We start from the raw sequence: 23,518 nt of genomic DNA, 5'->3' as shown, positions 1-23,518 counted from the left end.
GATGGAAAACCTGGCCCTGTGGTATCGTCGCTTTGGCGAGCCAGAATCAGTTCTGCAGCCTGAAACCGCGCCTCCGGGCGCGCTTGCGCCGGGTCATCTCCGCGTGCGGATGCTGTTTTCTCCGGTAAACGCGTCCGATCTTATCCCCATTACCGGGGCCTATCGCCACCGCACCCCGCTACCGGCGGTTGCGGGGTATGAAGGTGTCGGCGTTGTCATCCAGGCACCCGCGCCGTTTGATTATCTGTTGGGTAAACGCGTTCTGCCGCTGCGCGGACAAGGCACCTGGCAGCGCTATGTTGATTGCCCGGCAGAGTATGCCATTCCCGTTCCGGACGCTATTGACGCACGTCTGGCCGCGCGGGCCTATATCAACCCGCTGGCGGCGCAGATGATGCTCGCCCGCTACCCGCCTCGGGGAAAGCGGGTGCTGCTCACGGCTGCCGGTTCTGACTGCGCCATCCTGCTGGGGCAGTGGGCGCGTCAGGCGGGGGCGGAAGCAGTGTACGGGATTCACCGCTCCGCCGTTCATGCACAAAGGCTTGAGGCGATGGGTATTATTCCTGTCGCGCAGCATGACGCACAGAGGATCGGCTCCGTCGCCGCGCGTAGCGACCTCGTCTACGATGCCACCGGCGGGCCGCTTGCGGAAGCGATCCTCAGCGTGATGCCCGAGCAGGGCATGTTTGTCTGCTACGGGCTGCTGAGCGGTCAACCCTTCAGACAGCAACGACCCGTGCCGCGCGTGGCGTGGTTCCATATCCGTAACGGCCTGGATGCGCTCAGCGCGGAGGCGTGGCGCGCGGAGTTCGATCGCATCTGGCTTCGCTTGCAAGCCAGCCAGTACAGCGACGTTACGGTGTACCCACTGGCGGAATGGCGAAGGGCGATCGGCACCTGGCGTCAGGGCGGAAGAACCTGCAAGCCCCTCCTGTCGATGGCGGACTGACCGCTATTGATGGGTCATATCGCTCAGCAGCACGGCGATACTCTGCCCGCCCGCCGTCTGTTCCAGGGCAATCTTGACGATGATGGTCAGCGGGACGGAGAGCAGCATCCCTACGGGACCGAGGAGCCAGCCCCAGAATATCAGGGACAAAAAGACCACCAGCGTGGACAGTCCCAGCCCCCGGCCCATCATTCGTGGCTCAAGAATATTACCGAACACCAGATTGATGACCAGATAACCGGCCAGCAGAATCAGCGCGTCATAAAGCCCGCTGAAAACCAGCACCTGAAGGATAGGGGGGATCGCCGCCAGCACGGAACCGATGTTGGGAATGTAATTTAGCGCAAACGCCAGCAATCCCCAGACGAACGCAAAGCGCACGTCCAGCGCCAGAAGCATGACCCAGACGACTCCGCCCGTGACCAGGCTGATGGCGGTTTTCAGCACCAGATAGCGGGAGACGCTGTCCAGCGCGCGCTGGATCGCCCCCATTCCCTCAACCGGACGGACCATTATCTGCTGAAGCTTTGCCGGCAGCTGAGGCACCTCAAGCAGCATGAACACCACCGTTAAAAACAGCAGGAAAATAGACGTCATGGCATTGGACAGCTGCGCCAGCAGGCTGGTGACGATCGTCATGGCCGCATTGGGGTCGATATATTTCAGGAGCTCCTCAACCGAGACTTCGATACCCGCACGCTGCAGCCAGGGCTCAAGCTGCAGCAGCGGTATCGCCAGCGAAGAGCGGTATTTCGGCAGCGTGCGCGCCAGCTCGTTCAGCGAGGTGCCGAGATACGCCACCAGCAAGACCATCGCCACAATGATGATGCTGATAAGCAGCGTGATCGCCAGCACGCGCGGAATGCGCAGGCGCGTCATGCGCTGTACCAGCGGGTTCAGGATCACCGCAATAAACAGCGCCAGAATAAAGGGCACAATAATGTCGGCGGCAAAGCGAACGCCTGTCAGTATAATCACCAGCATGCCCAGCATGATGACAATTTTTAACCCGTTCAGGGTAATGATGGGTTTGGCCATGGTGACTCCGGGATTTTCTTTATATTTATAATAAAGGTGAAAGGCGTTGCAATAAACTAACCAAAATCAAACGAGGTGGGTAAAGAATTGCAAAGACTTTGAGTAAAATCTTAGCTTATGGTACAAATCTGGTGTGTTTAACTACCGAGGACAATTTTCATCCGCAAAGACGAGAAGCAACAACGCGGATAATTGTAATTTTATGGACAATCTGTTCAGGACGTACGCTTCAAACAACACCGCTGTATTTTCCACCTCCTTCTTCCTGCTTTCTGGTGAGCAACACTGGCGCACCGCACTATAGTCATATCTTCTGCCTGAGCTGGCGCTAAGCGCTTAGCTATCTGATTTCAATTCGTATTTTTTGGTTTGCTGCTCGCAGCGGGCCACGATGGACTATATTCTCAAGCAGGAGAAAATCATGTTTTACTGGATTTTATTAGCCCTGGCGATTATCGCTGAAATTACCGGCACGCTGTCGATGAAATGGGCCAGCGTCAGCGATGGCAACACCGGTTTTATTTTAATGCTGGTGATGATTTCACTTTCCTATATTTTCCTCTCGTTTGCGGTGAAGAAAATTGCGCTGGGCGTTGCGTATGCCCTGTGGGAAGGGATCGGTATTTTGTTGATTACGCTGTTCAGCGTGCTGATATTTGACGAAACATTAACAACGATGAAGATCGCTGGCTTAACGACGCTGGTGGCGGGTATTGTGCTGATTAAATCGGGTACCCGTAAGCCTGTCAAACAGCCGAAGGAGCATAACCATGCAACAGTTTGAGTGGGTTCATGCGGCCTGGCTGGGGCTTGCCATCGTGCTGGAAATCCTGGCGAACGTCCTGCTGAAATTCTCCGATGGTTTTCGCCGTAAAGTATACGGCCTGCTGTCGATTGCCGCGGTTCTGGGGGCGTTCAGCGCCCTGTCCCAGGCGGTAAAAGGGATCGACCTGTCGGTGGCCTATGCGCTGTGGGGCGGTTTTGGTATCGCCGCCACGCTGGCCGCAGGCTGGGTTCTCTTCGGTCAGCGTTTAAATAACAAGGGCTGGATCGGCCTCATACTGCTGCTTGCCGGCATGATCATGATAAAACTCGCCTGACAGACCTCAAGCCATCATTTACAGGCAGCGAAATTCGCTGCCTGTATTACGCTTAGAAAAGCAAAACAGTGAAGAGGATGGCTGATGTATCGCACATTAAGCTGGCGCAATATTCCCAATGCGAGAACGTTGTTTGCCATGGTCTTCATGGCGGGGATCGGCTTAATTATTTCCATCGTCGCACTGCTTTATCTCTCTCTGCATCTTATCAGCACCAAAACCAACGAAATTGATGAGCACCGCTCGGCGCTTTCCGTGCAGGGGGCCATTCAGACCTCGGTTAACCGCGTCTCCTCTCTGGTGCTAGATAACGCCGTCTGGGACGATGCGGTGCGGGAGGCCTACCGTCCCGCGCTGGATACCGACTGGTTGTATAATACCTGGGGTGCCGGCTTTAAAATCAACAATCTCTATGACGGGACCTTTGTGCTTGATGAACATTTCAGGGTCATCTGGGGCTCGTTTCAAAGCCAACATTTCTACGAGAAAAACCTCGACTTCTTTGGCAAGGGTCTCGAAGCGCTTATTGACCAGCACAGGCGAGCGCTCTCTGGTGAAAAAAATATCTATTCGGGGATCAGCAAGACGCGCCACGGTGTCGCCTTTGTCGGAATAGGGCTGATTCGCCCGATGGTCGGAAGGTTACAAGTGACCGACGGAACGCGCCGCTATCTGGTGATTACCCGACATCTGAACGCCAAAATATTATCCGACCTCGGAGCGACCTTTCAGATCGATAACCTCAGCTATTCCCCAGGCAAAATCAACGATCGCAGCATGCCGCTGCGCAGTGCGGCGGGGGAGTTAGTCGGCTATCTGAACTGGCAGGCGCGGCTTCCGGGTGCGCAGGCCGCCCGGGCGGCCTCCTCTGACATCCGGCAGATTGTGGTGCTGGCGTCGGGGCTGATCCTGCTTTTCATTCTGGTGAGCAGCGTGGGGCTTTACAAGCTTGCGCGCGGTGAAAGCCAGGCGCGTCTGGTCGCCAGAACGGACTGGCTGAGCCATCTGCCGAACCGGCGTGCGCTCATCGAGGCGCTGGACCGGGTCAGTTTACGCGGTGATATCGACGTCAAAAGCGTGGTGTTTATCGATCTGGATGGCTTTAAGGACGTGAATGACATCTACGGTCACAGCGTGGGTGACGATCTCATCGTGGCGATTGCGAAAACGCTGAATGAACGCGTGCCGCCGGGCGGAATGCTGGCGCGAATGGGCGGGGACGAGTTTGCCATGACCATCGGCGGTGACAAGGCCGAGGCGCAGGCCACCGCGTTTGCCGCATCGGTGCTGGATTATCTCAACACCCCCATTCACCTGGGGGAGCGCACCATCCATATTGGCGCCAGCATCGGAATCGCCAGCGGCACCCTGATTGAGTGCACCAGCTCCGAGCTGTTTCGCCGCGCCGATATTGCCATGTATCACTCAAAAATGAGCGGGAAAGGGCGTATCACCCACTACGACGCGGAGCTGAACAGCGCCCGTGAGCGCAAGCTGGCGATTGAAAACCAGATCCGCCTCGGTCTGGATCGCGATGAGTTTGAGGTCTGGTATCAGCCCATTATTGACGCCCGCAGCCAGAAAATGAGCAGCGTCGAAGCGCTGGTGCGCTGGCCTCGTCGCCCGGACGGGCCGCTTGGCCCGGATGCCTTTATCGCCATTGCGGAGACCAGCGGTCTGATTTACAAACTGGGCCAGTTTGTTCTGCAGCGGGCCTGTCAGGATCTGCAGCCGTACGGTGACTTAAAGCTCTCGGTGAATATCTCTCCCGCTCAATTTCGCGATCCCGCCTTTGAAGAAAAAGTGGCCAGCGTGCTGGAGACCACCCGTTTCCCGGCCAACCGGCTGCAGCTTGAGGTCACGGAATCCTATGTGCTGGAAAACCCGGAGCGTGCGCGCATGGCGATAGCCAATCTTAAAGCGTTGGGCACCGCGGTGGCGCTGGATGACTTTGGTACCGGCTATTCAAGCATTGGGTATTTGCGGCGTTTTAACTTCGACACCATCAAGATCGATAAATCGCTGGCCGGGCTGGTGGACAACGACGAGCAGGCGGCGGCGCTGGTGAGCGGCACGGTGCGGATCGCCAATGCGCTGGGCATGGCGGTGGTCGCAGAAGGGGTCGAAACCGAGAAGCAAATGAAGCTGCTGCGGCTGGCTGGCTGCGATCAACTGCAGGGTTTTTGGTTCAGCCAGCCGATGCCGATTGAGTCAATCAGGGCGTTACATCAGGTCAGAAGGTGTTGATTTACTGCTGAGCCAGCGCTTCAAGCTTGTCGCGGAAACCGGTCACGGACAGGGCCCGGTTATCTGCGCGCCATCGGTCTTTTGCCGCCGGGGCAGAGCTCTGAACGCCAATCAGCTGCCAGCCATTATCCGTTTTCAGCATCAGCGGTGAACCACTGTCACCCGGCAGCGTATCGCACTGATGCGAAAGCACGCTGGTTTGCGCCCAGCCCGTCACAATACAGTCAGTGTGGGTGTAAAGCGTATCCAGATGATCGACAGGATAGCCCGATTGCGTCACCTTGCGGTCGGCGGCTTTCAGCGCGACGGTAAGCGCGGCTTTGTCGCCGTCAAATAACGGCAGCGGCGTAATGCCTGAAGGCGGGTAGCGCAAAACGATCAGGCCAAAATCCCATGAGGCGGCCCCCGGCGGCACGATCCAGCCGTCACCGTCCGGTTTCAGGCGTTTGCCAAGAGACGGATCAACCCGGCCTTCAATGCCGTGGATTTCATAGCGCCAGAGGCCTTTTTGCGACACAAATCGCAAGGCAACCGCTTTATCCGGCTTGCCGTTTGGCGGCGTTAACAGACAGTGGCCTGCCGTCAGGGCAAGCTGCGGGGTGATCAACGTTGCAGTACACAAGTTACCGCTGGCGGTTTCCAGTTGCCCTATAGCGTCCCAGGGCGCCTGGGTCGGATCGGTGACGCGCGTACGATCGTCATGACCGAAAAAAAGCGTCTTTAGCTCTTTCGCGTTAATGGTGTCATCACCGCTATCATCCGCATGTGAAAATCCAGAAAAAAGACCAAACGTTCCCAGTAACAACACAACAGATTTACGCATATCACACTCTGGTGGGGGTAATTATGATTATTAAAAGTGAACCCTATGAAAATACTATAGACGGGACAGCGCGAAAGTGGGAGTAAAATCAGCGTGCTACAATCAGGAAAGATAAAAATGGCTGGCGATGAGCGCGCATAAAATAAGCAGGATCAGAATCAGCTCAAACCGATAGCGTCGCAGCATACGCCCTCCGGATAAAAAAAACGGCGCGGAACCTGTTCCGGTTCAGCGCCGGTTTACCAACGTGCCCCGAAGGGCACGGTTAAGCTTGTACTCTTACGCAGCTGGCTGTGCAGCTGGTTTAGCAGCTTCGTGTTTTACTGCTTTTTTGTGATGCTTTTTAGCAGCCTGAGCTTTCTGTTCTACGGCCGGTTTGGTCGCTTTTTTGTGTTTGTGGTGTTTTTTAGCAGCCTGCGCTTTCTGCTCTACAGCCGGTTTAGCGGCTTTCTTGTGGTGCTTTTTGGCAGCCTGCGCTTTTTGCTCGGTTGGGGCTGCGGTTGCTGGTGCAGCGGCTTCTTTTTTCGCTGCAGCTTTGTGGTGTTTCTTATGGTGAACCGCTTTTGCTGGCGCAGCGGTGGTGGTTGCAGCAGGTGCGGCAGCCGGTGCAGCAGTTGCGGTAGTGTCAGCAGCAAATGCAGCAGAAGACAGACCCATAGCAGCGGCAACAACCAGAGCTAATACTTTATTCATTCTCATACCCTCGAATTTGGTTTTTCATTTAACCCCACTGCGGGGCCGTTGAAATAACTATATCCCTGTAAATTCGAGGTTTCCGTGAGTGATTGGTATCGGCGTGTAACCATATGTACATTGCCGGGGTCCTGCACGGACGGCCCTCTCTCCCTTGAGGGAGAGGGCTGGGGTGAGGGGGAACATACGGCTCTTTTACTGGAGTTCCCCCACCCCGGCCAAACAGATTACAAATAACGGGAGGTCAGATGTTCGCGGAAGTAGCGGATATTCAGATCTTCACCTGTGGCCTGGGTAATTAACTGCGACGTGGTAAAGCGGCTGCCGTGCTGCCAGATGTTCTGACGCAGCCACTCAAAAAGGGCGGAAAAATCGCCCTCGGCGATGGAGGCCTGTAGGCCCGGCAGCGCGGTGCTGGCGGCGTGGAACAGCTGCGCGGCATACATGGCGCCCAGCGTATAAGACGGGAAGTAACCAAAACCGCCGTCGGTCCAGTGGATATCCTGCATACAGCCGTTGCGATAGTTGTCTTTGGTGGATAATCCGAGCCACGCCTGCATTTTCTCATCCCACAGGGCGGGGATGTCGTCCACCTCAATCTCGCCGTTGATCAGCGCCCGCTCAATCTCATAGCGCAGCACCACGTGTGCCGGGTAGCTCACTTCGTCCGCATCGACGCGGATATAGCCCGGTTTTACGCGCTGGTTCCAGGCAATAAAGTTCTCTTCGCTGAACGCCGCCTGGCTGCCAAAGCGGGCGTGCACCGCAGGGAGAAGATGCTTGAGAAAGGCTTCACTGCGTCCCAGCTGCATCTCAAAGAACAGGCTCTGGGATTCGTGGATCGCGGTTGAGCGGGCCAGGGCAATCGGCTGTCCTGCCCACGCGCGCGGCAGGTTTTGTTCGTAGCGCGCGTGCCCGGTTTCGTGGATCACGCCAAACAGCGCGCTGAGCAGTTCATCCTCGTCATAGCGCGTGGTGATGCGCACGTCCTCCGGCACGCCGCCGCAGAACGGGTGCGCACTCACGTCGAGTCGACCGCCGTTAAAATCGAAGCCGAGCGTCTTCATGGCTTCCAGGCCCAGCTCGCGCTGCGTCGCGGTCGGGAAGGGGCCCTGAGGAGGAACGAACGACCGTTGAGCCTGTTTTTCCACCACGTTTGCCAGCAGGTCCGGCAGCCAGGATTTCATATCCCCGAACAGAACGTCCAGACGGGCGCTGGTCATGTCGGGCTCAAAAATATCCAGCAGCGCGTCGTACGGCGTACAGCCTTTGGCTTCGGCCCGCAGGCGAGCCTCTTCGCGGCTGAGTTTGACCACCTCTTTCAGGTTGGCAGAAAAATCCTGCCAGTCGTTAGCGGGGCGCTGCGTGCGCCAGGCGTGTTCACACCTGCTGCCCGCCAGGGATTTGGCTTCCACCAGCGATTCCGGCAGCAGCGAGGCCTGCTGATAGTGACGCGTCATTTCGCGCAGGTTGGCCTGTTCAACGTCATTGAGTTCTTCACCTGCCGCCGCAGCCAGCAGGTCGCCCACTTTTCTATCGGTCAGGATCTGGTGCTGCAGGACGCTCATCTCCGCCAGCGCCTCACCGCGCGCGGCGCTGCCGCCGGGCGGCATCATGGTGAACATGTCCCAGCTGGCGATGGAGGAGAGGTGCGAGAAGCGGGAGAGACGCTGGAAGGTTTTCACAAGTGACTGATAGGCGGATGTTTTTTGCAATTCTTATTTCCTCTTGCCAGGGATGTGTTTCAGGGAGCATACAATGAAACAGACCAAATTCCCCAACATTTCCCACGCGGAGGAAATCTATGCCGATCTCCTCCGTTGAAACCGTCGCCGGCATTCCGACAGACGGTTTTCGGTGCACGCTTAGGCCTTATCGCGCATAACCTGCTGCAGGATCGCCAGCGCCTGGGTGAACTGGGCATCCGGAATGGTCAGCGGATAAAGGAAGCGGATCACGTTGCCGTACTGGCCGCAGATCAACAGCAGCAGGCCCTGGGCGAGCGCCTTTTGCTGGATCGCCTGCGCGATGGCGGCAGAAGGTTCACGGCTCTCGGGATCAAAAAACTCCGCAGCAATCATCGAGCCTCTTCCCCTTATCGCCACGAGCGCAGGGAAGGTACCCTGAATCTCTTCCAGCGTGGCTTTCAGTCGATCGCCCAGATGACAGGCGCGCGCGCACAGTGACTCGTTGTCGATAATATTCAGCACCGCGTGCGCGGCGGCAACCGCCAGCGGGTTGCCTGCATAGGTCCCCCCCAGACCGCCGGGTGCCGGCGCGTCCATGATCCCGGCGCGGCCCACCACGCCGGACAGCGGCATTCCGCCTGCCAGGCTTTTAGCCATCGTCATCAGGTCAGGCTTGTCCGCGTAGTGTTCCATGGCAAACAGTTTGCCCGTACGGGCGAAGCCGCTCTGCACTTCGTCGGCAATCATCACAATCCCGTGCTCGTCACAGATGCGGCGGATGGCGGCCACCAGCTCTGGCGGGGCGACGTTGAATCCGCCTTCACCCTGAATGGGTTCAAAAATAATCGCCGCCACCTGTTTCGCCTCAATATCCGCTTTGAACAGGCGTTCTATCGCCGTGATGGCATCCTGCGTCGTGATGCCGTGCAGCTCGGAAGGATAGGGCACGTGATAAACCGACCCCGGGAAGGGGCCAAATCCCAGCTTATAGGGCGCGACCTTGCCGGTTAACGCCATGGTCATGTAGGTTCGGCCGTGAAAACCTCCCCCGAAGGCAATCACGCCCGGTCTGCCGGTGTGGGCCCGGGCGATTTTAACGGCATTTTCCACCGCTTCCGCGCCCGTGGTGAAGAACGCCGTTTTGGCCGGGCTCTGCACCGGGGCCAGCTCGTTAAGTTTTTCGGCTAATGAAACGTAGCTTTCATACGGCACAATCTGGTAGGCCGTGTGGGTGAACTGGTGAAGCTGTTTTTCCACTGCGGCCACCAGTTCAGGATGACGATGGCCGGTATTCAGTACCGCGATCCCGGCGGCGAAATCGATATAGTCGTTGCCTTCCACGTCGGTAAGCGTGGCATTCTCCGCCGTGCGGGCAAAGAAATCACACATTACGCCTACGCCGCGCGGGGTGGCAGAAAGTCTGCGCTGATGAAATTCCTGGTTACTCATGTCAGATACCCTTTTGTCGAAACGATCATACGCCAAGACGATCGCGCAGGCTGTAATACGCCGCGCCCATCGCCGTGAATGGAATCCGCAGGCTGCGACCGCCCGGGAAGGGGTAGTGCGGGAGGTTGGCAAACGCATCAAAGCGCTCAGCGTCACCGCGCAACAGTTCAGAGATCAGCCGTCCGGCCAGGTGGGTGCAGGTCACGCCGTGGCCGCTGTAGCCCTGCATGTAATAGATGTTTTTATCCAGACGACCAAACTGCGGCATCCGTGACAGGGTCAGCAGGAAGTTGCCCGTCCAGCGGTAGTCGATTTTGACGCCTGCCAGCTGTGGGAAGGTTTTCAACAGCTTTGGCATCACCATGCGTTCGACGTCGTCCGGATCGCGCGCGCCGTAGACTACGCCACCGCCGTACAGCAGGCGGTTGTCGGCGGTGAGACGGTAGTAATCCAGCAGATAGTTACAATCTTCCACGCAGTAGTTGTTGGGGAGCAGGGTGCGGGCTACCTCTTCCGGCAGCGGGGCGGTGGTCACCACCTGTGTGCCGCAGGGCATGCTGCGTTTTGCCAGATCCGGCTCTATCTTGTCGCCCAGATAGGCATTCCCGGCGACGATTACGTAGCGGGCCGTCACCTGACCATGCTGCGTGCTCACCACGGCCGGGCTGGTGTGCTGAATGGCGGTCACCGGGGACTGTTCATACACCCGCCCGCCGTTCAGGCGAATGGCGTCCGCTTCGCCGATCGCCAGGTTCAGCGGGTGAATGTGCCCCCCGCTGCGGTCCAGCAGCGCGCCGGTATAGCGTTCGCTGTCGACTTCCCGGCGGATGGCGCTGGCGTCCAGCAGCTCCAGCTGCGTGTTGCCGTAGCGTTCCCAGTTGGCTTTTTGCTCCTCCAGCGTCTCCATTTGCTTATGGTTTAGCGCCACAAACAGCCCGCCGGGACGATAGTCGCACTGGATCTGATAGCGCTGGATACGCTCCCGGATGATTTCCCCGCCTTCAAACATCATGCTCCCGAGGACTCTGGCGGCATCGGGCCCGTAGTTCTTCTCAATCACGTCGATATCGCGGCTGTAGGAGTTAACCAGCTGGCCGCCGTTGCGTCCGCTGGCGCCGAAGCCGATGCGCGCCCCTTCAAGGAGCACCACGTCGTAGCCCATTTCAGCGAGATGCAGCGCGGAGGAGAGGCCGGTATAGCCGCCGCCCACCACGCACACGTCGCAGCTGATCGACTCGTTAAGCGTCGGGAAAGGTTCATAAGCGTTCGCGCTGGCCGCGTAGTAGCTGGTGGTATGTTCGGTCATGATTGAGGCTCCATAGCAATCCAGATGGTTTTGAGTTCGGTAAATTTTTCCAGCGCGTGCAGGGACTTATCGCGACCGTTGCCGCTCTGCTTATAGCCGCCAAAGGGTACGGTCATATCACCGTCGTTATAGTTATTGACGAAGACCGAGCCTGCCTTCAGGCGGCGGCTCATGCGGTGCGCGCGGGAGAGATCGCGGGTCCATACCGCCGCGCCAAGCCCATATTCGCTGTCGTTGGCCAGCGTTAAGGCTTCCTCTTCGGTTTTAAAGCGGGTGACGACCAGCACCGGCCCGAAAATCTCTTCCCGGCACAGCGGGGAGGCAGGGTCGATGTCGACAAAAACGGTTGGACCGACTGCGGAAGGCCATGATTGTTCCCGTCCGTCCAGCAGCAGCGTACCTTGCCGGGTTCCTTCGCGAATAAACGTGTGGACGGTATCGGCGTGCGCGGCGTCGATGAGCATTCCCATCGTGCTGTCGGGGTCGAGCGGATCGCCCGGCTGCCAGTGACGGGCCTGCGCCTTCAGCCTTGCCAGGAAGTCGTCGGCGATGCTGTCTTCGAGCAGCAGGCGGGTGCCGGCGATACAGACTTGCCCCTGGTTATAAAAAATCCCGGCGGCGGTCGCGCTCACGGCCTTGTCCAGGTCCGGACAGTCGGCAAGGATAATGTTGGCGCTCTTGCCGCCTGCCTCCAGCCAGACGCGCTTCATGTTGCTTTCTCCCGCGTCCTTCAGCAGCTGCTTGCCGGTACGGGTAGAGCCGGTAAACGTCAGTACCTCGACCTCCGGATGCAGCGCCAGCGCCTGGCCCGCTTCGTGGCCGTAACCGCTTATCACATTCAGCACGCCGTCCGGCAGGCCCGCCTCTTTTGCCAGCCCGGGCAGCCGCAGGGCGGTGAGGGGCGATTTCTCCGACGGTTTCAGTACCACGCTATTGCCCGCGATCAGCGCCGGGCCCAGCTTCCAGCAGGCCAGCAGCAGCGGGAAGTTCCAGGGGACGATGGCCGCGACGACTCCGATCGGCTCGCGCACGATCATCGCCAGCTCGCCCGGCCCCGTAGGCGCCACTTCGCCGTAGACTTTATCCGCCGCTTCGGCATACCAGCGAATGGCGCGCGCCGCGCCGGGAATATCGTCGCGCAGGCTGTGGCGGATGGGTTTACCGGTGTCCAGCGTTTCCAGTAGGGCCAGCTCTTCGACGTGGCGTTCCATTAAGTCGGCGAGCTTATTTAGCACGGCCTTGCGCTGCGCCGGAGACGCCTGCGACCAGTCACCGCGCTCAAATACCTCACGCGCGGCCTGAACCGCGCGGTCCACGTCCGCCTGCTTGCCCCGGGCCACGTTCGCCAGCGGCTGTTGGGTAGCGGGGTTGACGGTTTCAAACGTGGCATTATCGGCGGCGTCACAATAGGCGCCGTTAATAAATAACCGGGTCTCAATGGCGCTGTTTTTTGCTTTATCCTGCCAGTAAGTCAGGTGCTGAAAATGCATATTCACTCCTTTCTTTCGCAATCAGATAAATAAAGGCATGGCCGTTTCAGGCAATACGAAGCCGTGGGGCATCCCGGGAATTAACCCGTAAAATGCCGACATTGATCGTTTTTATTTGTCCCGGCGTAAGCGCGCTTACGCCGGGACCGAGTGGTAATTAGAACGTGGTGGGGGTGTGGGCACTGATAATGCGGCAGATGCCTGCCGAGGTGTTGCTGAAGCTGTGCGGTATGCCGGTATTGATGGCATAGCTCTGCCCCGCAACCAGGTGATAAGGCTGGCCATTAATGGTCAGCACTATTTCACCTTCCAGTATCGTACCGATCTCCTCACCCTGGTGTTTGATCCTCTCTCCGGTCGTGGTTCCAGGCTGGTAAGTTTCAAAAATCATCGCCAGCGTACGGTTCGGATTTCCGTTATGAACCAGCTTCATCGAAACCCCCTGACTGCCTATTTCGATAAGGTCGTCCTGATTAATAACCACCTGCGGTTCATCAGGTTTTTCCGGTTCCGAAAAGAATTCCGAGAGCGACAGCCCATAGACTTTCAGCAGCTTTTGCAGCGTACTGATGGCAGGACTGACTTTGTCCTGTTCAATGGTGCTGATGGCACTGTGTGTTAACCCAGACAGTTCGGCGGCACGCCGCTGCGAGAGACCCAGCTGCTGGCGGATCTCAGACAGACGTTTCCCTGGCGCCAGTCCGTCATCGCTCATAGTTGCATTTCCTTTACGGTAGTGGTCAAAGCCGCTGCTTCTCGGCAATGTGGCTTTGACAGGCGGTGATAAAACCTTCAAACAACATACGTGACAGGGCGTACTCGCTGCTGTTCCATTCGGGGTGCCATTGCACGCCGAGGGCGAAAGGGTGGTCATGAACGCTGACCGCTTCGACCAGCCCGTCCGTTGAGCGGGCCTCCACGCGGAGCCGTGGTCCTAACGTTCGTGCACCTTGCCCGTGTAACGAGTTTACCCAAAATGTGTTACAGCCTGGTATTAATTGAGACAGCAGTCCTCCCTCCTGAACCTGAACCTCATGAGACGGGGCGTATTGTAGCTCAACCGGCAGTTCAGGATCTTCCCGGTGCTCAAGCAGGTCGTTTTGCTCGAACAGGCGACGATACAGCGTCCCTCCCGTCGCAACAACCAGTTCCTGCAGCCCCCGGCAGATGGCGAAAATGGGGATGCGCCTTTCGAGCGCGGCGGCAATCAGCGCCATGCTCAGAAGATCTCGCCCGGGATCGGCGTTAGGCTCATCGCCGTTTTCACCATACAGGTGCGGCTGCACGTTACTTGGGCTGCCCGGCAGGTAAATCCCGTCCAGGGTTGGCAGCAGAGCGGTAATGAGCTCTGGCTCTGCCAGCGCATGCGGTAAGGCAATAGGTAACCCCCCCGCGTGAACAATGGCGTTCAGGTACTTTTCTTGCAGGGTCTGGGTCTCATGACCCTTAAGCCTGTTTCTACACATCACCACGCCAATAACTGGCTTGTTCATTATATTTTCCATGATCGCCCTCACAAAGTGGACTAAATTTAGGCCATTATTGCCTGTTAGACAGCCTTTTCGTTCAATATTTTCTCAATCTAGCAACGGGATCTGCCTTTTGCAAACTTAATTTAACATTTGACAAACAATTTGTTTGCATACAGATTCGATAGAGTGGACATTATATTTGACAGTCCAGAGCAGCGAACGCAAATCCAAAAACGGTGGTAAATCATGGAAACCAATATCGTAGAAGTTGAGAACTTTGTGCAGCACACGGATGAGAGGCGGGGCAGCGCCTTTACGCAGGAGGTGAAGCGCTATTTAGAAAAGTATCCTGACACCCAGTTTATTGATGTCCTCCTGACCGACCTGAACGGCTGTTTTCGCGGCAAACGCATCCCGGTTGCCGGACTGAGCAAGCTTGAAAAAGGCTGCTATTTCCCGGCTTCGGTTTTCGCCATGGACATTTTGGGTAACGTCGTGGAAGAGGCGGGCCTGGGGCAGGAGCTCGGCGAGCCGGACTGTATCTGCGTGCCGGTGCCGGGCACCCTGACGCCGTCCGCCGCCGACCCTGAGTACATTGGTCAGGTGCAGCTCACCATGGTCGATGAAGATGGCGCTCCCTTTGACGTTGAGCCGCGGAACGTACTCAACCGACTCTGGCAGCAGCTGCGCCAGCGCGGTCTGTTCCCCGTGGTAGCGGTAGAGCTGGAGTTTTATTTGCTTGACCGTAAACGCGATGCCGAGGGCTATCTGCAGCCTCCCTGCGCGCCGGGCACCGACGTGCGTAACACGCAGAGTCAGGTTTACTCGGTTGATAACCTGAACCACTTTGCTGACGTGCTGAATGACATTGACGAACTGGCGCAGCTGCAGCTGATCCCCGCCGACGGGGCAGTGGCTGAGGCCTCTCCGGGCCAGTTTGAGATTAACCTGCACCATACGGAAAACGTGCTCGATGCCTGCGATGATGCGCTGGCGCTGAAACGACTCGTCAGGCAGATGGCGGAAAAACATAAGATGCACGCCACGTTTATGGCAAAGCCGTATGAAGAGCATGCGGGCAGCGGGATGCATATCCACATCAGCATGCAGAACAACAGAGGTGAAAACGTGCTCGCAGACGCCAGCGGCGAGGATTCCGCGCTGCTGAAGCGCGCGCTGGCCGGGATGATTGACCTGATGCCGGCGTCCATGGCGCTGCTGGCACCGAACGTCAACTCCTACCGCCGTTTCCAGCCGGGAATGTACGTGCCGACGCAGGCGTCATGGGGACACAACAATCGCACGGTTGCCCTGCGTATCCCGTGCGGCGATCGCCATAACCACCGGGTCGAGTACCGGGTGGCGGGAGCAGACGCGAACCCGTATCTGGTGATGGCGGCGATTTTTGCCGGCATCCTACATGGGCTGGATAACGATTTACCCCTGCAGGAAGAAGTGGAAGGCAATGGTCTGGAGCAGGACGGGCTGCCGTTCCCGATTCGTCAGAGCGATGCGCTGTGGGAATTTATGCAAAACGATAGCCTCCGAGAGCGGCTGGGCGAACGTTTCTGCCACGTCTATCACGCCTGCAAGAATGATGAACTGCTGCAGTTTGAACGCCTGATTACCGAAACTGAAATTGAGTGGATGCTGAAAAACGCCTGATGACGTGCCCCGGTAAGGGGCCGCTCTGTTTCATCGCATACGTATCACCAAACGGCCTGCGCGGAGCCTGGCCTAACTGTTCGCTGGCACGCCAGCTATCTCCCGGGAGTCGCGTTATGGAGCGCAGGCGGCACAGGGATTTTCTTAACGACACTGTGTGACGAGGTAGGAAATGATGCAGATGTTCAACTATCCGCAGGGCGAAGGGGGCCAGTCAGGCTCCTGCTGTGAGTGTGAGCCAGAGACGGTGCGCTGGTACGATGGCGTGTGTTCTTTACAACTTCCCCCTTTGCTAAGCAGGTTTGCGTTAAGGTCAACGCGATTGCAAACCACGGTAAGCATGGGGGGGACGGTATATGGCGACTAACACCTCTCTTGATTCGCCGGGCATGGCCGGAAGAACCCGGCTGCGCAGCTCCCTTAAGCTCTGGCAGGTAGTCATGATGGGGCTGGCTTACCTCACCCCCATGACCGTGTTTGATACCTTCGGCATTGTGTCCGGTATCAGCAATGGCCACGTGCCCGCCTCGTATCTCCTGGCGCTGGCTGGCGTCATGTTTACCGCCATCAGCTACGGAAAATTAGTACGACAGTTCCCGGAAGCGGGCTCTGCGTACACCTACACGCAGAAATCGATCGGACCTCACCTGGGTTTTATGGTCGGCTGGTCATCGCTGCTGGACTATCTCTTCCTGCCGATGATCAACGTGCTGCTGGCGAAGATCTACCTTTCCGCGCTGTTCCCTGAAGTGCCGCCGTGGGTCTGGGTGGTGGGGTTTGTGACGATCCTGACGCTGGCGAACCTGAAGAGCGTTAATTTGGTCGCCAACTTTAACACCCTGTTTGTGCTGGTGCAGGTCGCCATCATGGTGGTGTTTGTCGTACTCGTGGTGCATGGCCTGCACAAGGGAGAGGGCGTCGGTACCGTCTGGTCGCTCCAGCCGTTTATCAGCGAGAACGCACACCTGATCCCTATTATTACCGGCGCGACTATCGTCTGCTTCTCTTTCCTCGGCTTTGACGCGGTTACTACGCTGTCGGAAGAGACGCCAAACGCGGCGCGGGTGATTCCCAAAGCCATTTTCCTGACCGCACTGTACGGCGGGCTGATATTCATTATTGCCTCGTTTTTCATGCAGCTCTTTTTCCCGACGATCGCGCGCTTCAAGAACCCTGACGCCGCGCTGCCGGAAATTGCGCTGTACGTGGGCGGCAAGCTCTTCCAGTCGGTGTTTCTGTGTACCACGTTTGTGAATACGCTCGCTTCAGGCCTGGCTTCGCACGCCAGCGTCTCACGCTTGTTGTATGTGATGGGGCGTGACAACGTCTTTCCGGAGCGAGTGTTTGGCTACGTGCATCCGAAATGGCGTACTCCAGCCCTGAACGTCATTATGGTAGGGATAGTGGCGCTGTCGGCCCTGTACTTCGATCTCGTGACCGCGACGGCGCTGATCAACTTCGGCGCGCTGGTGGCGTTTACGTTTGTTAATCTCTCGGTGTACAACCATTTCTGGCGGCGTAAGGGGCTGAACAAAACGTGGAAAGATCGGTTCCACTATCTCCTGTTGCCGCTGATTGGTGCCGTAACGGTCGGCGTGCTGTGGATAAACCTTGAAGCGACGTCCCTGACGCTTGGCCTCATCTGGGCGGCACTGGGGGTCCTTTACCTGACATGGCTGACGCGCCGTTTCCGCAAACCGCCTCCGCAGTTTGAAGCCGCTAAGATAGAGCAGGCCTGGGATTCCTAACGTGAAACGGCACCAGTACGCTGGTGCCGTTTATCTGGATCGGACATCAGCCCGCAGGCTTCTTATCTCAGACGCTTATGAAGACTTGCTCCCACCAGCAGTGCGGCACAGAGCATCAGCGCGATAAACCCGCCCACGCCGTTCCAGCCGTAGCTATGCCAGAACACGCCGCCGAGCGTCCCGGCGATGCTGGAACCCAGATAATAGCTAAACAGATACAGCGATGACGCCTGGCCTTTGGCGCGACGCGCGCGCGGGCCAATCCAGCTGCTGGCGACCGAGTGGGCGGCGAAGAACCCCGCGGAGAAGAGCAGCATGCCGGCAAAAATCAGCCACAGGGAGGAGAAGAGCGTCAGCAGCAGGCCGAGCAGCATCATCGCCGTGAAGAACAGCATCACCGGACCGCGCCCATAGCGCGCGGTCATCGCCCCGGCCTTCGGCGAACTCCAGGTACCGGTCAGGTACGCTACGGAAAGCAGGCCGACCACCGCCTGGCTCAGGTGCCACGGAGAGAGCATCAGGCGATAGCCAATATAGTTAAACAGCGTAACGAAGGAGCCCATCAGCAGGAAGCCTGCCAGGAACAGGCGCGGCAGCCCCTTGTCGCGCCAGTGCAGCCGGAAGTTGATAAACAGCGTTTTCGGGCGCAGGGAGGTAGGACGGAAATGGCGCGACTCCGGCAGAATTTTCCAGAACATCAGGGCTGATGCCAGCGCAAAACACCCGATCGCGGCCAGCGCGATACGCCAGTTAAAGAAGTCCGTGAACACCCCGCTCAGCAGGCGTCCGCTCATCCCGCCGATCGAGTTCCCGCTGATGTAAAGCCCCATCGAGAAGGCAACAAAGCTCGGGTGGATCTCCTCGCTGAGGTAGGTCATCCCGACCGCCGCCACGCCGCTGAGCGATAGCCCAATCAGCGCGCGCATCACCAGAATGGTGTGCCAGCTGGTCATCATGGTCGAGAGTAGCGTACAGACCGAGGCCAGCATCAGGGCCGTCACCATCACCTGCTTGCGGCCGATGGCGTCGGAAAGCGGGCCGGTAAAGAGCAGGCCAACCGCCAGCATACCGGTAGAAATCGAGAGTGAAATGCTGCTGCTGGCAGGCGATACGCCAAATTCATGTGAAAGCACGGGCAGGATCGGCTGAACGCAATAGAGCAGGGCGAAGGTCGCCAGACCGGCGGAAAAGAGCGCCAGCGTGACGCGCATAAATTGGGGGGTACCACGTTTAATAAACTGAACCGGCTGCGATGCGATGGGTAAATCATTGATGTCGCTGGCCGGATCGATATCAATGGAAGTTGTACGACTCACACAGTTTCCTTGCTTAAACATCCCCGTGATTTCTGGTGACGGGTATGACCACCTCTTCAGGGTAGGAAAATGTAAATATTCTGTCTAATATATTAATAATCTCAAATGATACTTTAAAAATATGAATATCGAGCTGCGTCATCTCCGCTACTTTGTCGCCGTCGCCGAAGAGCTGCATTTTGGCCGCGCGGCGGCACGGCTGAACATCTCTCAGCCACCGTTAAGCCAGCAGATTCAGATCCTGGAGCAGCAGGTCGGGGCGCGTCTTCTGGCCCGCACCAACCGTAGCGTGAGCCTGACGGCGGCGGGAAAGCAGTTTCTCGTCGACAGCCGACAAATCCTTAGCATGGTCCAGGATGCCGCCGCCCGGGCAGAACGGCTGTATCTCGGTGAAGCGGGAGAGCTGCGAATCGGGTTTACCTCGTCAGCGCCGTTTATCAGCGCCGTCTCGGAGACCCTTTCGTCATTCCGCCGCCATTTTCCGGATGTTCACATTCAGACGCGCGAAATCAATACCCGCGAGCAGATCGCGCCGCTCAATGAGGGGTCGCTGGATCTGGGGCTGATGCGTAATACCCAGCTGCCGGACACGCTGGCGTGGCAGGTTATTCTGCGCGAGCCGCTGATGGCCATGATCCCGCGCGATCATCCGCTGGCGTCGCGTCCGTCGGTGTCGCTGGCAGAGCTGGCAAGAGAGCCGTTCGTCTTTTTTGACCCGCAGGTCGGGACGGGGCTGTATGACGATATTCTGGGGCTGATGCGCCGCTACGATCTTGCGCCGGTCATCACTCAGGAGGTCGGGGAAGCGATGACCATTATTGGCCTGGTCGCCGCCGGGCTGGGGGTGTCTATTCTCCCGGCCTCCTTTAAACGGGTACAATTGCGCGAAATGCGCTGGGTGACCATCGCCGAAGAGGACGCCGTTTCAGAGATGTGGCTGGTCTGGTCAAAACATCGTGAACAGAGCCATGCCGCACAGCGCTTCAAACAGCAGCTCATTACCGCCTCTTTAGGGTGATATTTCCAGGGAAAAGTGGGCGAAAATGTGCGGTAAATCACATGGCTAAGTAAATATTTGACGACAGCCATGCAAGTGCTTCACCATAGCCCACAGTTTATTTCGAAGCTCGAAAATAAGGGAGTACGAGGTGGTTGCTGATAGTCAGCCAGGGCATATCGATCAGATTAAGCAGACCAACGCCGGCGCGGTGTATCGCCTGATTGATCAGCTTGGTCCGGTTTCGCGTATCGATCTTTCGCGCCTGGCACAGCTGGCACCCGCCAGTATCACCAAGATTGTCCGCGAAATGCTGGAAGCGCACCTGGTTCAGGAAACGGAAATTCAGGAGCCGGGCAGCCGCGGCCGTCCGGCCGTCGGGCTGGTGGTCGAGACGGAAGCCTGGCACTATCTTTCTCTGCGCATCAGCCGGGGGGAGATCTTCCTCGCGCTGCGCGATCTCAGCAGCAAGCTGGTGGTGGAAGACCGGCTTGAGCTGCCCCTCAACGCGGAAGAACCGCTTCTCGATGCGATTGTCACGCACATCGATCGCTTCTTTATCCGCCACCAGCAGCGGCTTGAGCGCTTAACCGCGATTGCCATCACCATGCCGGGCATTATTGATACCGAAAATGGCATTGTTCACCGCATGCCGTTTTACGACGACGTCAAAGAGATGCCGCTGGGCGAAGCACTGAAAAACCACACCGGCGTGCCGGTCTATATTCAGCACGACATCAGCGCCTGGACCATGGCGGAGGCGCTCTTTGGTGCCTCCCGCGGCGCGCGGGATGTGATTCAGGTGGTCATCGACCATAACGTCGGGGCGGGCGTGATCACCGACGGACGTCTTCTTCACGCCGGAAGCAGCAGCCTGGTGGAAATTGGCCACACTCAGGTTGACCCGTACGGCAAGCGCTGCTACTGCGGCAACCACGGCTGTCTGGAGACCATTGCCAGCGTGGAAAGCGTGCTGGAGCTGGCGCAGGTGCGCCTCGGCCAGTCCATGAGCTCGTCGCTGCACGGCCAACCCCTCACGGTAGATTCACTCTGCGCCGCCGCGCGCCAGGGCGATCTGCTGGCGAAGGACATTATTACCGGCGTGGGGAATAACGTTGGCCGCATTCTGGCGATTATGGTGAACCTCTTTAACCCGCAAAAAATCCTCATTGGCTCGCCGCTCAGCCAGGCGGCGGAGATCCTGTTCCCGGCGATCTCGGCCTGCATTCACCAGCAGTCGCTTCCCGCGTACAGCAAAAATATTGCGGTAGAAAGCACCCAGTTTTCCAACCAGGGCACGATGGCCGGGGCGGCGCTGGTCAAAGACGCCATGTATAACGGATCGCTGCTGATCCGCCTGTTACAGGGTTAACTCTTTTCCGCAGATGTAAGAAAAATTGCGCTATCTCAAGCCGGGTAGCGCACGCATCCCGTAGACTTCCTCCACTGAATTATTTACCTGGTTTATATTTTGAAGCATACCCAAGAGGTGGAGTGAGTCATGCTTAAGCGTTTCTTTGTTACTGGTACAGATACCTCTGTCGGCAAGACCGTTGTATCCCGCGCATTGCTGCAGGCTCTTGCAGCAAGCGGTAAACGCGTGGCAGGGTACAAACCGGTCGCAAAAGGGAGTAAAGAGACGCCAGAGGGATTGCGTAATAAAGACGCCCTGGTGCTGCAAAGCGTCTCGTCGCTGGAACTGCCTTATCACGCGGTCAACCCCATTGCGTTAAGCGAAGAGGAGAGCAGCGTGGCGCACAGCGGCCTGATTAATTACCCTCTGCTGTCCGACGGCCTGGCGAACCTGAGCGAGAAGGTCGATCACGTGGTGGTTGAAGGCACGGGCGGCTGGCGCAGCCTGATGAATGACCTGCGCCCGCTGTCTGAATGGGTGGTGCAGGAACAGCTTCCGGTGGTGATGGTTGTGGGTATCCAGGAAGGGTGCATCAACCACGCGCTGCTGACGGCGCAGGCGATTGCCAATGACGGCCTGCCGCTGATTGGCTGGGTAGCAAACCGCATCAACCCGGGCCTGGCGCACTACGCCGAGATCATCGACGTGCTGAGTACTAAGCTGCCGGGGCCGCTGGTAGGAGAGCTGCCTTATCTGCCCCGCGCCGAGCAGCGCGAGCTAGCGCAGTACATCGATCTCTCTTCCCTCGGTGGCGTGCTGACCGTAGACCGAGTCGTGGCGTAACGTCCGCGACAGCACGGACGCCACCACGCAGGCAACCAGCAAGCCGGGCAGTAAAAAATACTGCCCGGTCATTTCACAAACCATCAGCGCCGACATAATAGGCGCATGCGTGGTCGCGGCGAGCAGCGTTGCCATCCCCGCCAGACCCAGCAAAATCGCCGTTTCAGACCCCGGTAACCACAGCGCAAAAAGTTGTGCAAACAGCATCCCCGTCGCCATGCCGACAAACAGCGTGGGCGTAAACACCCCGCCCGGCGCACCCGAGCCGCTGCTAGCCAGCACCGCCAGCAGTTTACAGACAAACACCCCGGCAATCACCGTCAGCAGCGGCGGGGCGAGCAGAAAAGCCTGAACCACGCTGTAGCCATTCCCCCACACCTTTGGCGTGAGGAGAGAAAGGAGCCCGACGATCAAACCGCCCAGCGCCAGCTGCCACGGCGGGGAAAGTTTGAGGCGCAAAAATAAAGAATGACTGCACGCCATCAGCCACATCAGCAGTGGCCCGCAGAGACCCGCCAGCAGGCCCATGGCGACCAGCAGGGCATAGTCTGCCGCGCTGAAGATGCCGCTCAGATGCACCTCATAGAGCGTGCCGGCACCGGGTGCCAGGAGCTGCGTGGTGATAAGCGCCACCACCGCCGCAATAACCACGGGGCCGAGCGAGGCCAACATCAGCGTACCGAACAGAATCTCTGCAATGAACAGGCTTCCGGCTAAGGGGGCATGGTAAGCGCTGGCCATCCCGGCCGCGGCACCGCAGGCAATCCAGAGCTTCCATTCTGATTTCGGCGTAAAGCGCCGGGCGAAAAAGGCGGCGGCGAGGGCGGCGAGCAGGATCATAGCCCCTTCACGCCCGATGGCGCTTCCGCTGGCAACGACCAGCAGCGAGGCAAGGGATTTCACAAGGCTGGCGCCGTAATCAAACTGGCCGTCCCCGGTCTCCAGCGCTTCCATATAATCGGTAGGGGCGTGAGGCTGCTGCGCGTTCAGCCTCTGCCATCCCCAGAGCAGCAGCCCGGCGGCCAGGCCACCCAGGGCTGGCGTCAGCGCGCGCCGCCAGGGAGAGAGCGACGCGGCGGCATTCACCAGGCTGCCGCTGTCGTTGCTGAGAAGCAGCCACTCCAGCAGGTACATGCTGTGGCGGAACGCCGCAACGGCCAGCGCGGCCAGCACGCCGGTAACGGTGGCAATCAGCAGGCGACGAAACATCGCGCGGATGTCGGGGTAGGTATGAAGACGTTGCATGGGTCGCGTTTTAACGAGGACGATACGATATTGTGGCGGGAAATCGCGGGGTTAGCAAAAGGTCTGCGTGCGAAAAGGCCGGGCGATGCCCGGCC

The 23,518-nt window shown here is 58.2% G+C and carries 22 protein-coding genes; 11 read left to right on the top strand and 11 right to left on the bottom strand.

Features of this window, described 5'->3' with window-relative positions; all coding sequences use genetic code 11:
• Position 1 precedes the first annotated feature (1 nt).
• Complete coding sequence (locus M2433_RS03875) at positions 2-949, top strand: zinc-dependent alcohol dehydrogenase family protein (RefSeq protein ID WP_429052951.1); 948 nt, start codon at positions 2-4, stop codon at positions 947-949.
• 3 nt (positions 950-952) lie between these two features.
• Here the strand turns inward: M2433_RS03875 and M2433_RS03870 are convergent, their stop codons facing one another.
• Entirely contained in the window at positions 953-1,987 is a 1,035-nt protein-coding gene (locus tag M2433_RS03870; protein ID WP_429052950.1) for an AI-2E family transporter, read from the bottom strand.
• Between the two features lie 133 nt (positions 1,988-2,120).
• On the opposite strand from M2433_RS03870, the gene M2433_RS03865 reads away from it, so the two are divergent.
• The 4 genes from M2433_RS03865 (at position 2,121) to M2433_RS03850 (ending at position 5,334) form a co-directional block, all read left to right on the top strand.
• Complete coding sequence (locus tag M2433_RS03865) at positions 2,121-2,291, top strand: hypothetical protein (RefSeq protein ID WP_429052949.1); 171 nt, start codon at positions 2,121-2,123, stop codon at positions 2,289-2,291.
• 117 nt (positions 2,292-2,408) lie between these two features.
• Positions 2,409-2,771 carry a multidrug/spermidine efflux SMR transporter subunit MdtJ gene (mdtJ, locus tag M2433_RS03860; protein WP_429052948.1) on the top strand — a complete coding sequence of 121 codons (363 nt, stop codon included), beginning with the start codon at positions 2,409-2,411 and terminating at the stop codon, positions 2,769-2,771.
• Positions 2,758-3,087: a multidrug/spermidine efflux SMR transporter subunit MdtI gene (mdtI, locus tag M2433_RS03855; protein ID WP_025758607.1), complete on the top strand. Its 330-nt coding sequence runs from the start codon at positions 2,758-2,760 to the stop codon at positions 3,085-3,087. Before mdtJ ends, mdtI begins: the two co-directional genes overlap by 14 nt.
• Positions 3,088-3,171: 84 nt before the next feature.
• Positions 3,172-5,334, top strand: coding sequence for a bifunctional diguanylate cyclase/phosphodiesterase (locus tag M2433_RS03850; RefSeq protein ID WP_429052947.1), 2,163 nt, complete (start codon positions 3,172-3,174; stop codon positions 5,332-5,334).
• A gap of 1 nt (position 5,335) precedes the next feature.
• On the opposite strand, the gene M2433_RS03845 is transcribed toward M2433_RS03850, so the two are convergent.
• From M2433_RS03845 to puuD, 8 genes are all read right to left on the bottom strand, one after another.
• Positions 5,336-6,157: a trypsin-like serine peptidase gene (locus tag M2433_RS03845; protein WP_429052946.1), complete on the bottom strand. Its 822-nt coding sequence runs from the start codon at positions 6,155-6,157 to the stop codon at positions 5,336-5,338.
• 279 nt (positions 6,158-6,436) lie between these two features.
• A complete protein-coding gene (gene asr, locus M2433_RS03840; RefSeq protein WP_059311270.1) occupies positions 6,437-6,850 on the bottom strand; it encodes an acid resistance repetitive basic protein Asr in 414 nt (137 codons plus the stop codon).
• 227 nt (positions 6,851-7,077) lie between these two features.
• Positions 7,078-8,565 (bottom strand): carboxypeptidase M32, encoded by a 1,488-nt coding sequence (locus tag M2433_RS03835; protein ID WP_429052945.1) that lies wholly within the window; start codon positions 8,563-8,565, stop codon positions 7,078-7,080.
• 150 nt (positions 8,566-8,715) lie between these two features.
• Positions 8,716-9,987 (bottom strand): 4-aminobutyrate transaminase, encoded by a 1,272-nt coding sequence (gene puuE / locus M2433_RS03830; RefSeq protein ID WP_429052944.1) that lies wholly within the window; start codon positions 9,985-9,987, stop codon positions 8,716-8,718.
• 25 nt (positions 9,988-10,012) lie between these two features.
• Positions 10,013-11,293, bottom strand: a complete 1,281-nt coding sequence (locus M2433_RS03825; RefSeq protein WP_429052943.1) for an NAD(P)/FAD-dependent oxidoreductase — start codon at positions 11,291-11,293, stop codon at positions 10,013-10,015.
• Entirely contained in the window at positions 11,290-12,783 is a 1,494-nt protein-coding gene (puuC, locus tag M2433_RS03820) for an aldehyde dehydrogenase PuuC (RefSeq protein ID WP_429052942.1), read from the bottom strand. The genes M2433_RS03825 and puuC overlap by 4 nt, the downstream gene beginning before the upstream one ends.
• Positions 12,784-12,940: 157 nt before the next feature.
• On the bottom strand, positions 12,941-13,498 hold the full coding sequence (gene puuR, locus M2433_RS03815; RefSeq protein ID WP_047348722.1) for an HTH-type transcriptional regulator PuuR: 558 nt from the start codon (positions 13,496-13,498) through the stop codon (positions 12,941-12,943).
• A gap of 25 nt (positions 13,499-13,523) precedes the next feature.
• Positions 13,524-14,288, bottom strand: coding sequence for a gamma-glutamyl-gamma-aminobutyrate hydrolase (gene puuD / locus M2433_RS03810; RefSeq protein WP_429052941.1), 765 nt, complete (start codon positions 14,286-14,288; stop codon positions 13,524-13,526).
• A gap of 213 nt (positions 14,289-14,501) precedes the next feature.
• Between puuD and M2433_RS03805 the strand changes: the two genes are divergently transcribed.
• The 3 genes from M2433_RS03805 to M2433_RS03795 all read left to right on the top strand — a co-directional run bounded on the left by M2433_RS03805 (position 14,502) and on the right by M2433_RS03795 (position 17,668).
• Entirely contained in the window at positions 14,502-15,920 is a 1,419-nt protein-coding gene (locus M2433_RS03805) for a glutamine synthetase family protein (protein WP_047348720.1), read from the top strand.
• A gap of 172 nt (positions 15,921-16,092) precedes the next feature.
• The gene (locus M2433_RS03800) at positions 16,093-16,287 is read left to right on the top strand and encodes a hypothetical protein (protein WP_059311275.1); all 195 of its coding nucleotides are present in this window, start codon (positions 16,093-16,095) and stop codon (positions 16,285-16,287) included.
• Positions 16,277-17,668: an APC family permease gene (locus M2433_RS03795; protein WP_429052940.1), complete on the top strand. Its 1,392-nt coding sequence runs from the start codon at positions 16,277-16,279 to the stop codon at positions 17,666-17,668. The genes M2433_RS03800 and M2433_RS03795 overlap by 11 nt, the downstream gene beginning before the upstream one ends.
• Positions 17,669-17,730: 62 nt before the next feature.
• On the opposite strand, the gene M2433_RS03790 is transcribed toward M2433_RS03795, so the two are convergent.
• Entirely contained in the window at positions 17,731-18,984 is a 1,254-nt protein-coding gene (locus M2433_RS03790; protein WP_429052939.1) for an MFS transporter, read from the bottom strand.
• 121 nt (positions 18,985-19,105) lie between these two features.
• Here M2433_RS03790 and M2433_RS03785 point away from each other — a divergent pair, with 121 nt between their 5' ends.
• The 3 genes from M2433_RS03785 (at position 19,106) to bioD (ending at position 22,178) form a co-directional block, all read left to right on the top strand.
• Complete coding sequence (locus tag M2433_RS03785) at positions 19,106-20,002, top strand: LysR family transcriptional regulator (RefSeq protein ID WP_429052938.1); 897 nt, start codon at positions 19,106-19,108, stop codon at positions 20,000-20,002.
• A gap of 130 nt (positions 20,003-20,132) precedes the next feature.
• Complete coding sequence (mlc, locus tag M2433_RS03780; RefSeq protein ID WP_429052937.1) at positions 20,133-21,353, top strand: sugar metabolism global transcriptional regulator Mlc; 1,221 nt, start codon at positions 20,133-20,135, stop codon at positions 21,351-21,353.
• Between the two features lie 129 nt (positions 21,354-21,482).
• Entirely contained in the window at positions 21,483-22,178 is a 696-nt protein-coding gene (gene bioD / locus M2433_RS03775) for a dethiobiotin synthase (protein ID WP_429052936.1), read from the top strand.
• On the opposite strand, the gene clcB is transcribed toward bioD, so the two are convergent.
• Positions 22,113-23,423: a voltage-gated ClC-type chloride channel ClcB gene (clcB, locus tag M2433_RS03770; protein ID WP_429052935.1), complete on the bottom strand. Its 1,311-nt coding sequence runs from the start codon at positions 23,421-23,423 to the stop codon at positions 22,113-22,115. The two genes, bioD and clcB, sit on opposite strands and share 66 nt — an antisense overlap.
• Positions 23,424-23,518 lie beyond the last annotated feature (95 nt).

It is taken from the genome of Enterobacter sp. AC1 (genome assembly GCF_050434705.1).
Classification (GTDB): domain Bacteria; phylum Pseudomonadota; class Gammaproteobacteria; order Enterobacterales; family Enterobacteriaceae; genus Enterobacter; species Enterobacter cloacae_L.
This window is presented reverse-complemented; position numbering and strand designations above follow the sequence as displayed.

Excerpts from the sequence above, each read along its gene's own strand:
- M2433_RS03845 (WP_429052946.1), bottom strand. The coding sequence starts at position 6,157 with ATGCGTAAATCTGTTGTGTTGTTACTGGGAACGTTTGGTCTTTTTTCT.
- M2433_RS03785 (WP_429052938.1), top strand. The coding sequence starts at position 19,106 with ATGAATATCGAGCTGCGTCATCTCCGCTACTTTGTCGCCGTCGCCGAA.
- puuD (WP_429052941.1), bottom strand. The coding sequence starts at position 14,288 with ATGGAAAATATAATGAACAAGCCAGTTATTGGCGTGGTGATGTGTAGA.
- M2433_RS03825 (WP_429052943.1), bottom strand. The coding sequence starts at position 11,293 with ATGACCGAACATACCACCAGCTACTACGCGGCCAGCGCGAACGCTTAT.
- M2433_RS03870 (WP_429052950.1), bottom strand. The coding sequence starts at position 1,987 with ATGGCCAAACCCATCATTACCCTGAACGGGTTAAAAATTGTCATCATG.
- bioD (WP_429052936.1), top strand. The coding sequence starts at position 21,483 with ATGCTTAAGCGTTTCTTTGTTACTGGTACAGATACCTCTGTCGGCAAG.
- M2433_RS03875 (WP_429052951.1), top strand. The coding sequence starts at position 2 with ATGGAAAACCTGGCCCTGTGGTATCGTCGCTTTGGCGAGCCAGAATCA.
- M2433_RS03800 (WP_059311275.1), top strand. The coding sequence starts at position 16,093 with ATGATGCAGATGTTCAACTATCCGCAGGGCGAAGGGGGCCAGTCAGGC.
- M2433_RS03805 (WP_047348720.1), top strand. The coding sequence starts at position 14,502 with ATGGAAACCAATATCGTAGAAGTTGAGAACTTTGTGCAGCACACGGAT.
- mdtJ (WP_429052948.1), top strand. The coding sequence starts at position 2,409 with ATGTTTTACTGGATTTTATTAGCCCTGGCGATTATCGCTGAAATTACC.
- clcB (WP_429052935.1), bottom strand. The coding sequence starts at position 23,423 with ATGCAACGTCTTCATACCTACCCCGACATCCGCGCGATGTTTCGTCGC.
- M2433_RS03795 (WP_429052940.1), top strand. The coding sequence starts at position 16,277 with ATGGCGACTAACACCTCTCTTGATTCGCCGGGCATGGCCGGAAGAACC.
- asr (WP_059311270.1), bottom strand. The coding sequence starts at position 6,850 with ATGAATAAAGTATTAGCTCTGGTTGTTGCCGCTGCTATGGGTCTGTCT.
- puuC (WP_429052942.1), bottom strand. The coding sequence starts at position 12,783 with ATGCATTTTCAGCACCTGACTTACTGGCAGGATAAAGCAAAAAACAGC.
- mdtI (WP_025758607.1), top strand. The coding sequence starts at position 2,758 with ATGCAACAGTTTGAGTGGGTTCATGCGGCCTGGCTGGGGCTTGCCATC.
- puuR (WP_047348722.1), bottom strand. The coding sequence starts at position 13,498 with ATGAGCGATGACGGACTGGCGCCAGGGAAACGTCTGTCTGAGATCCGC.
- M2433_RS03850 (WP_429052947.1), top strand. The coding sequence starts at position 3,172 with ATGTATCGCACATTAAGCTGGCGCAATATTCCCAATGCGAGAACGTTG.
- puuE (WP_429052944.1), bottom strand. The coding sequence starts at position 9,987 with ATGAGTAACCAGGAATTTCATCAGCGCAGACTTTCTGCCACCCCGCGC.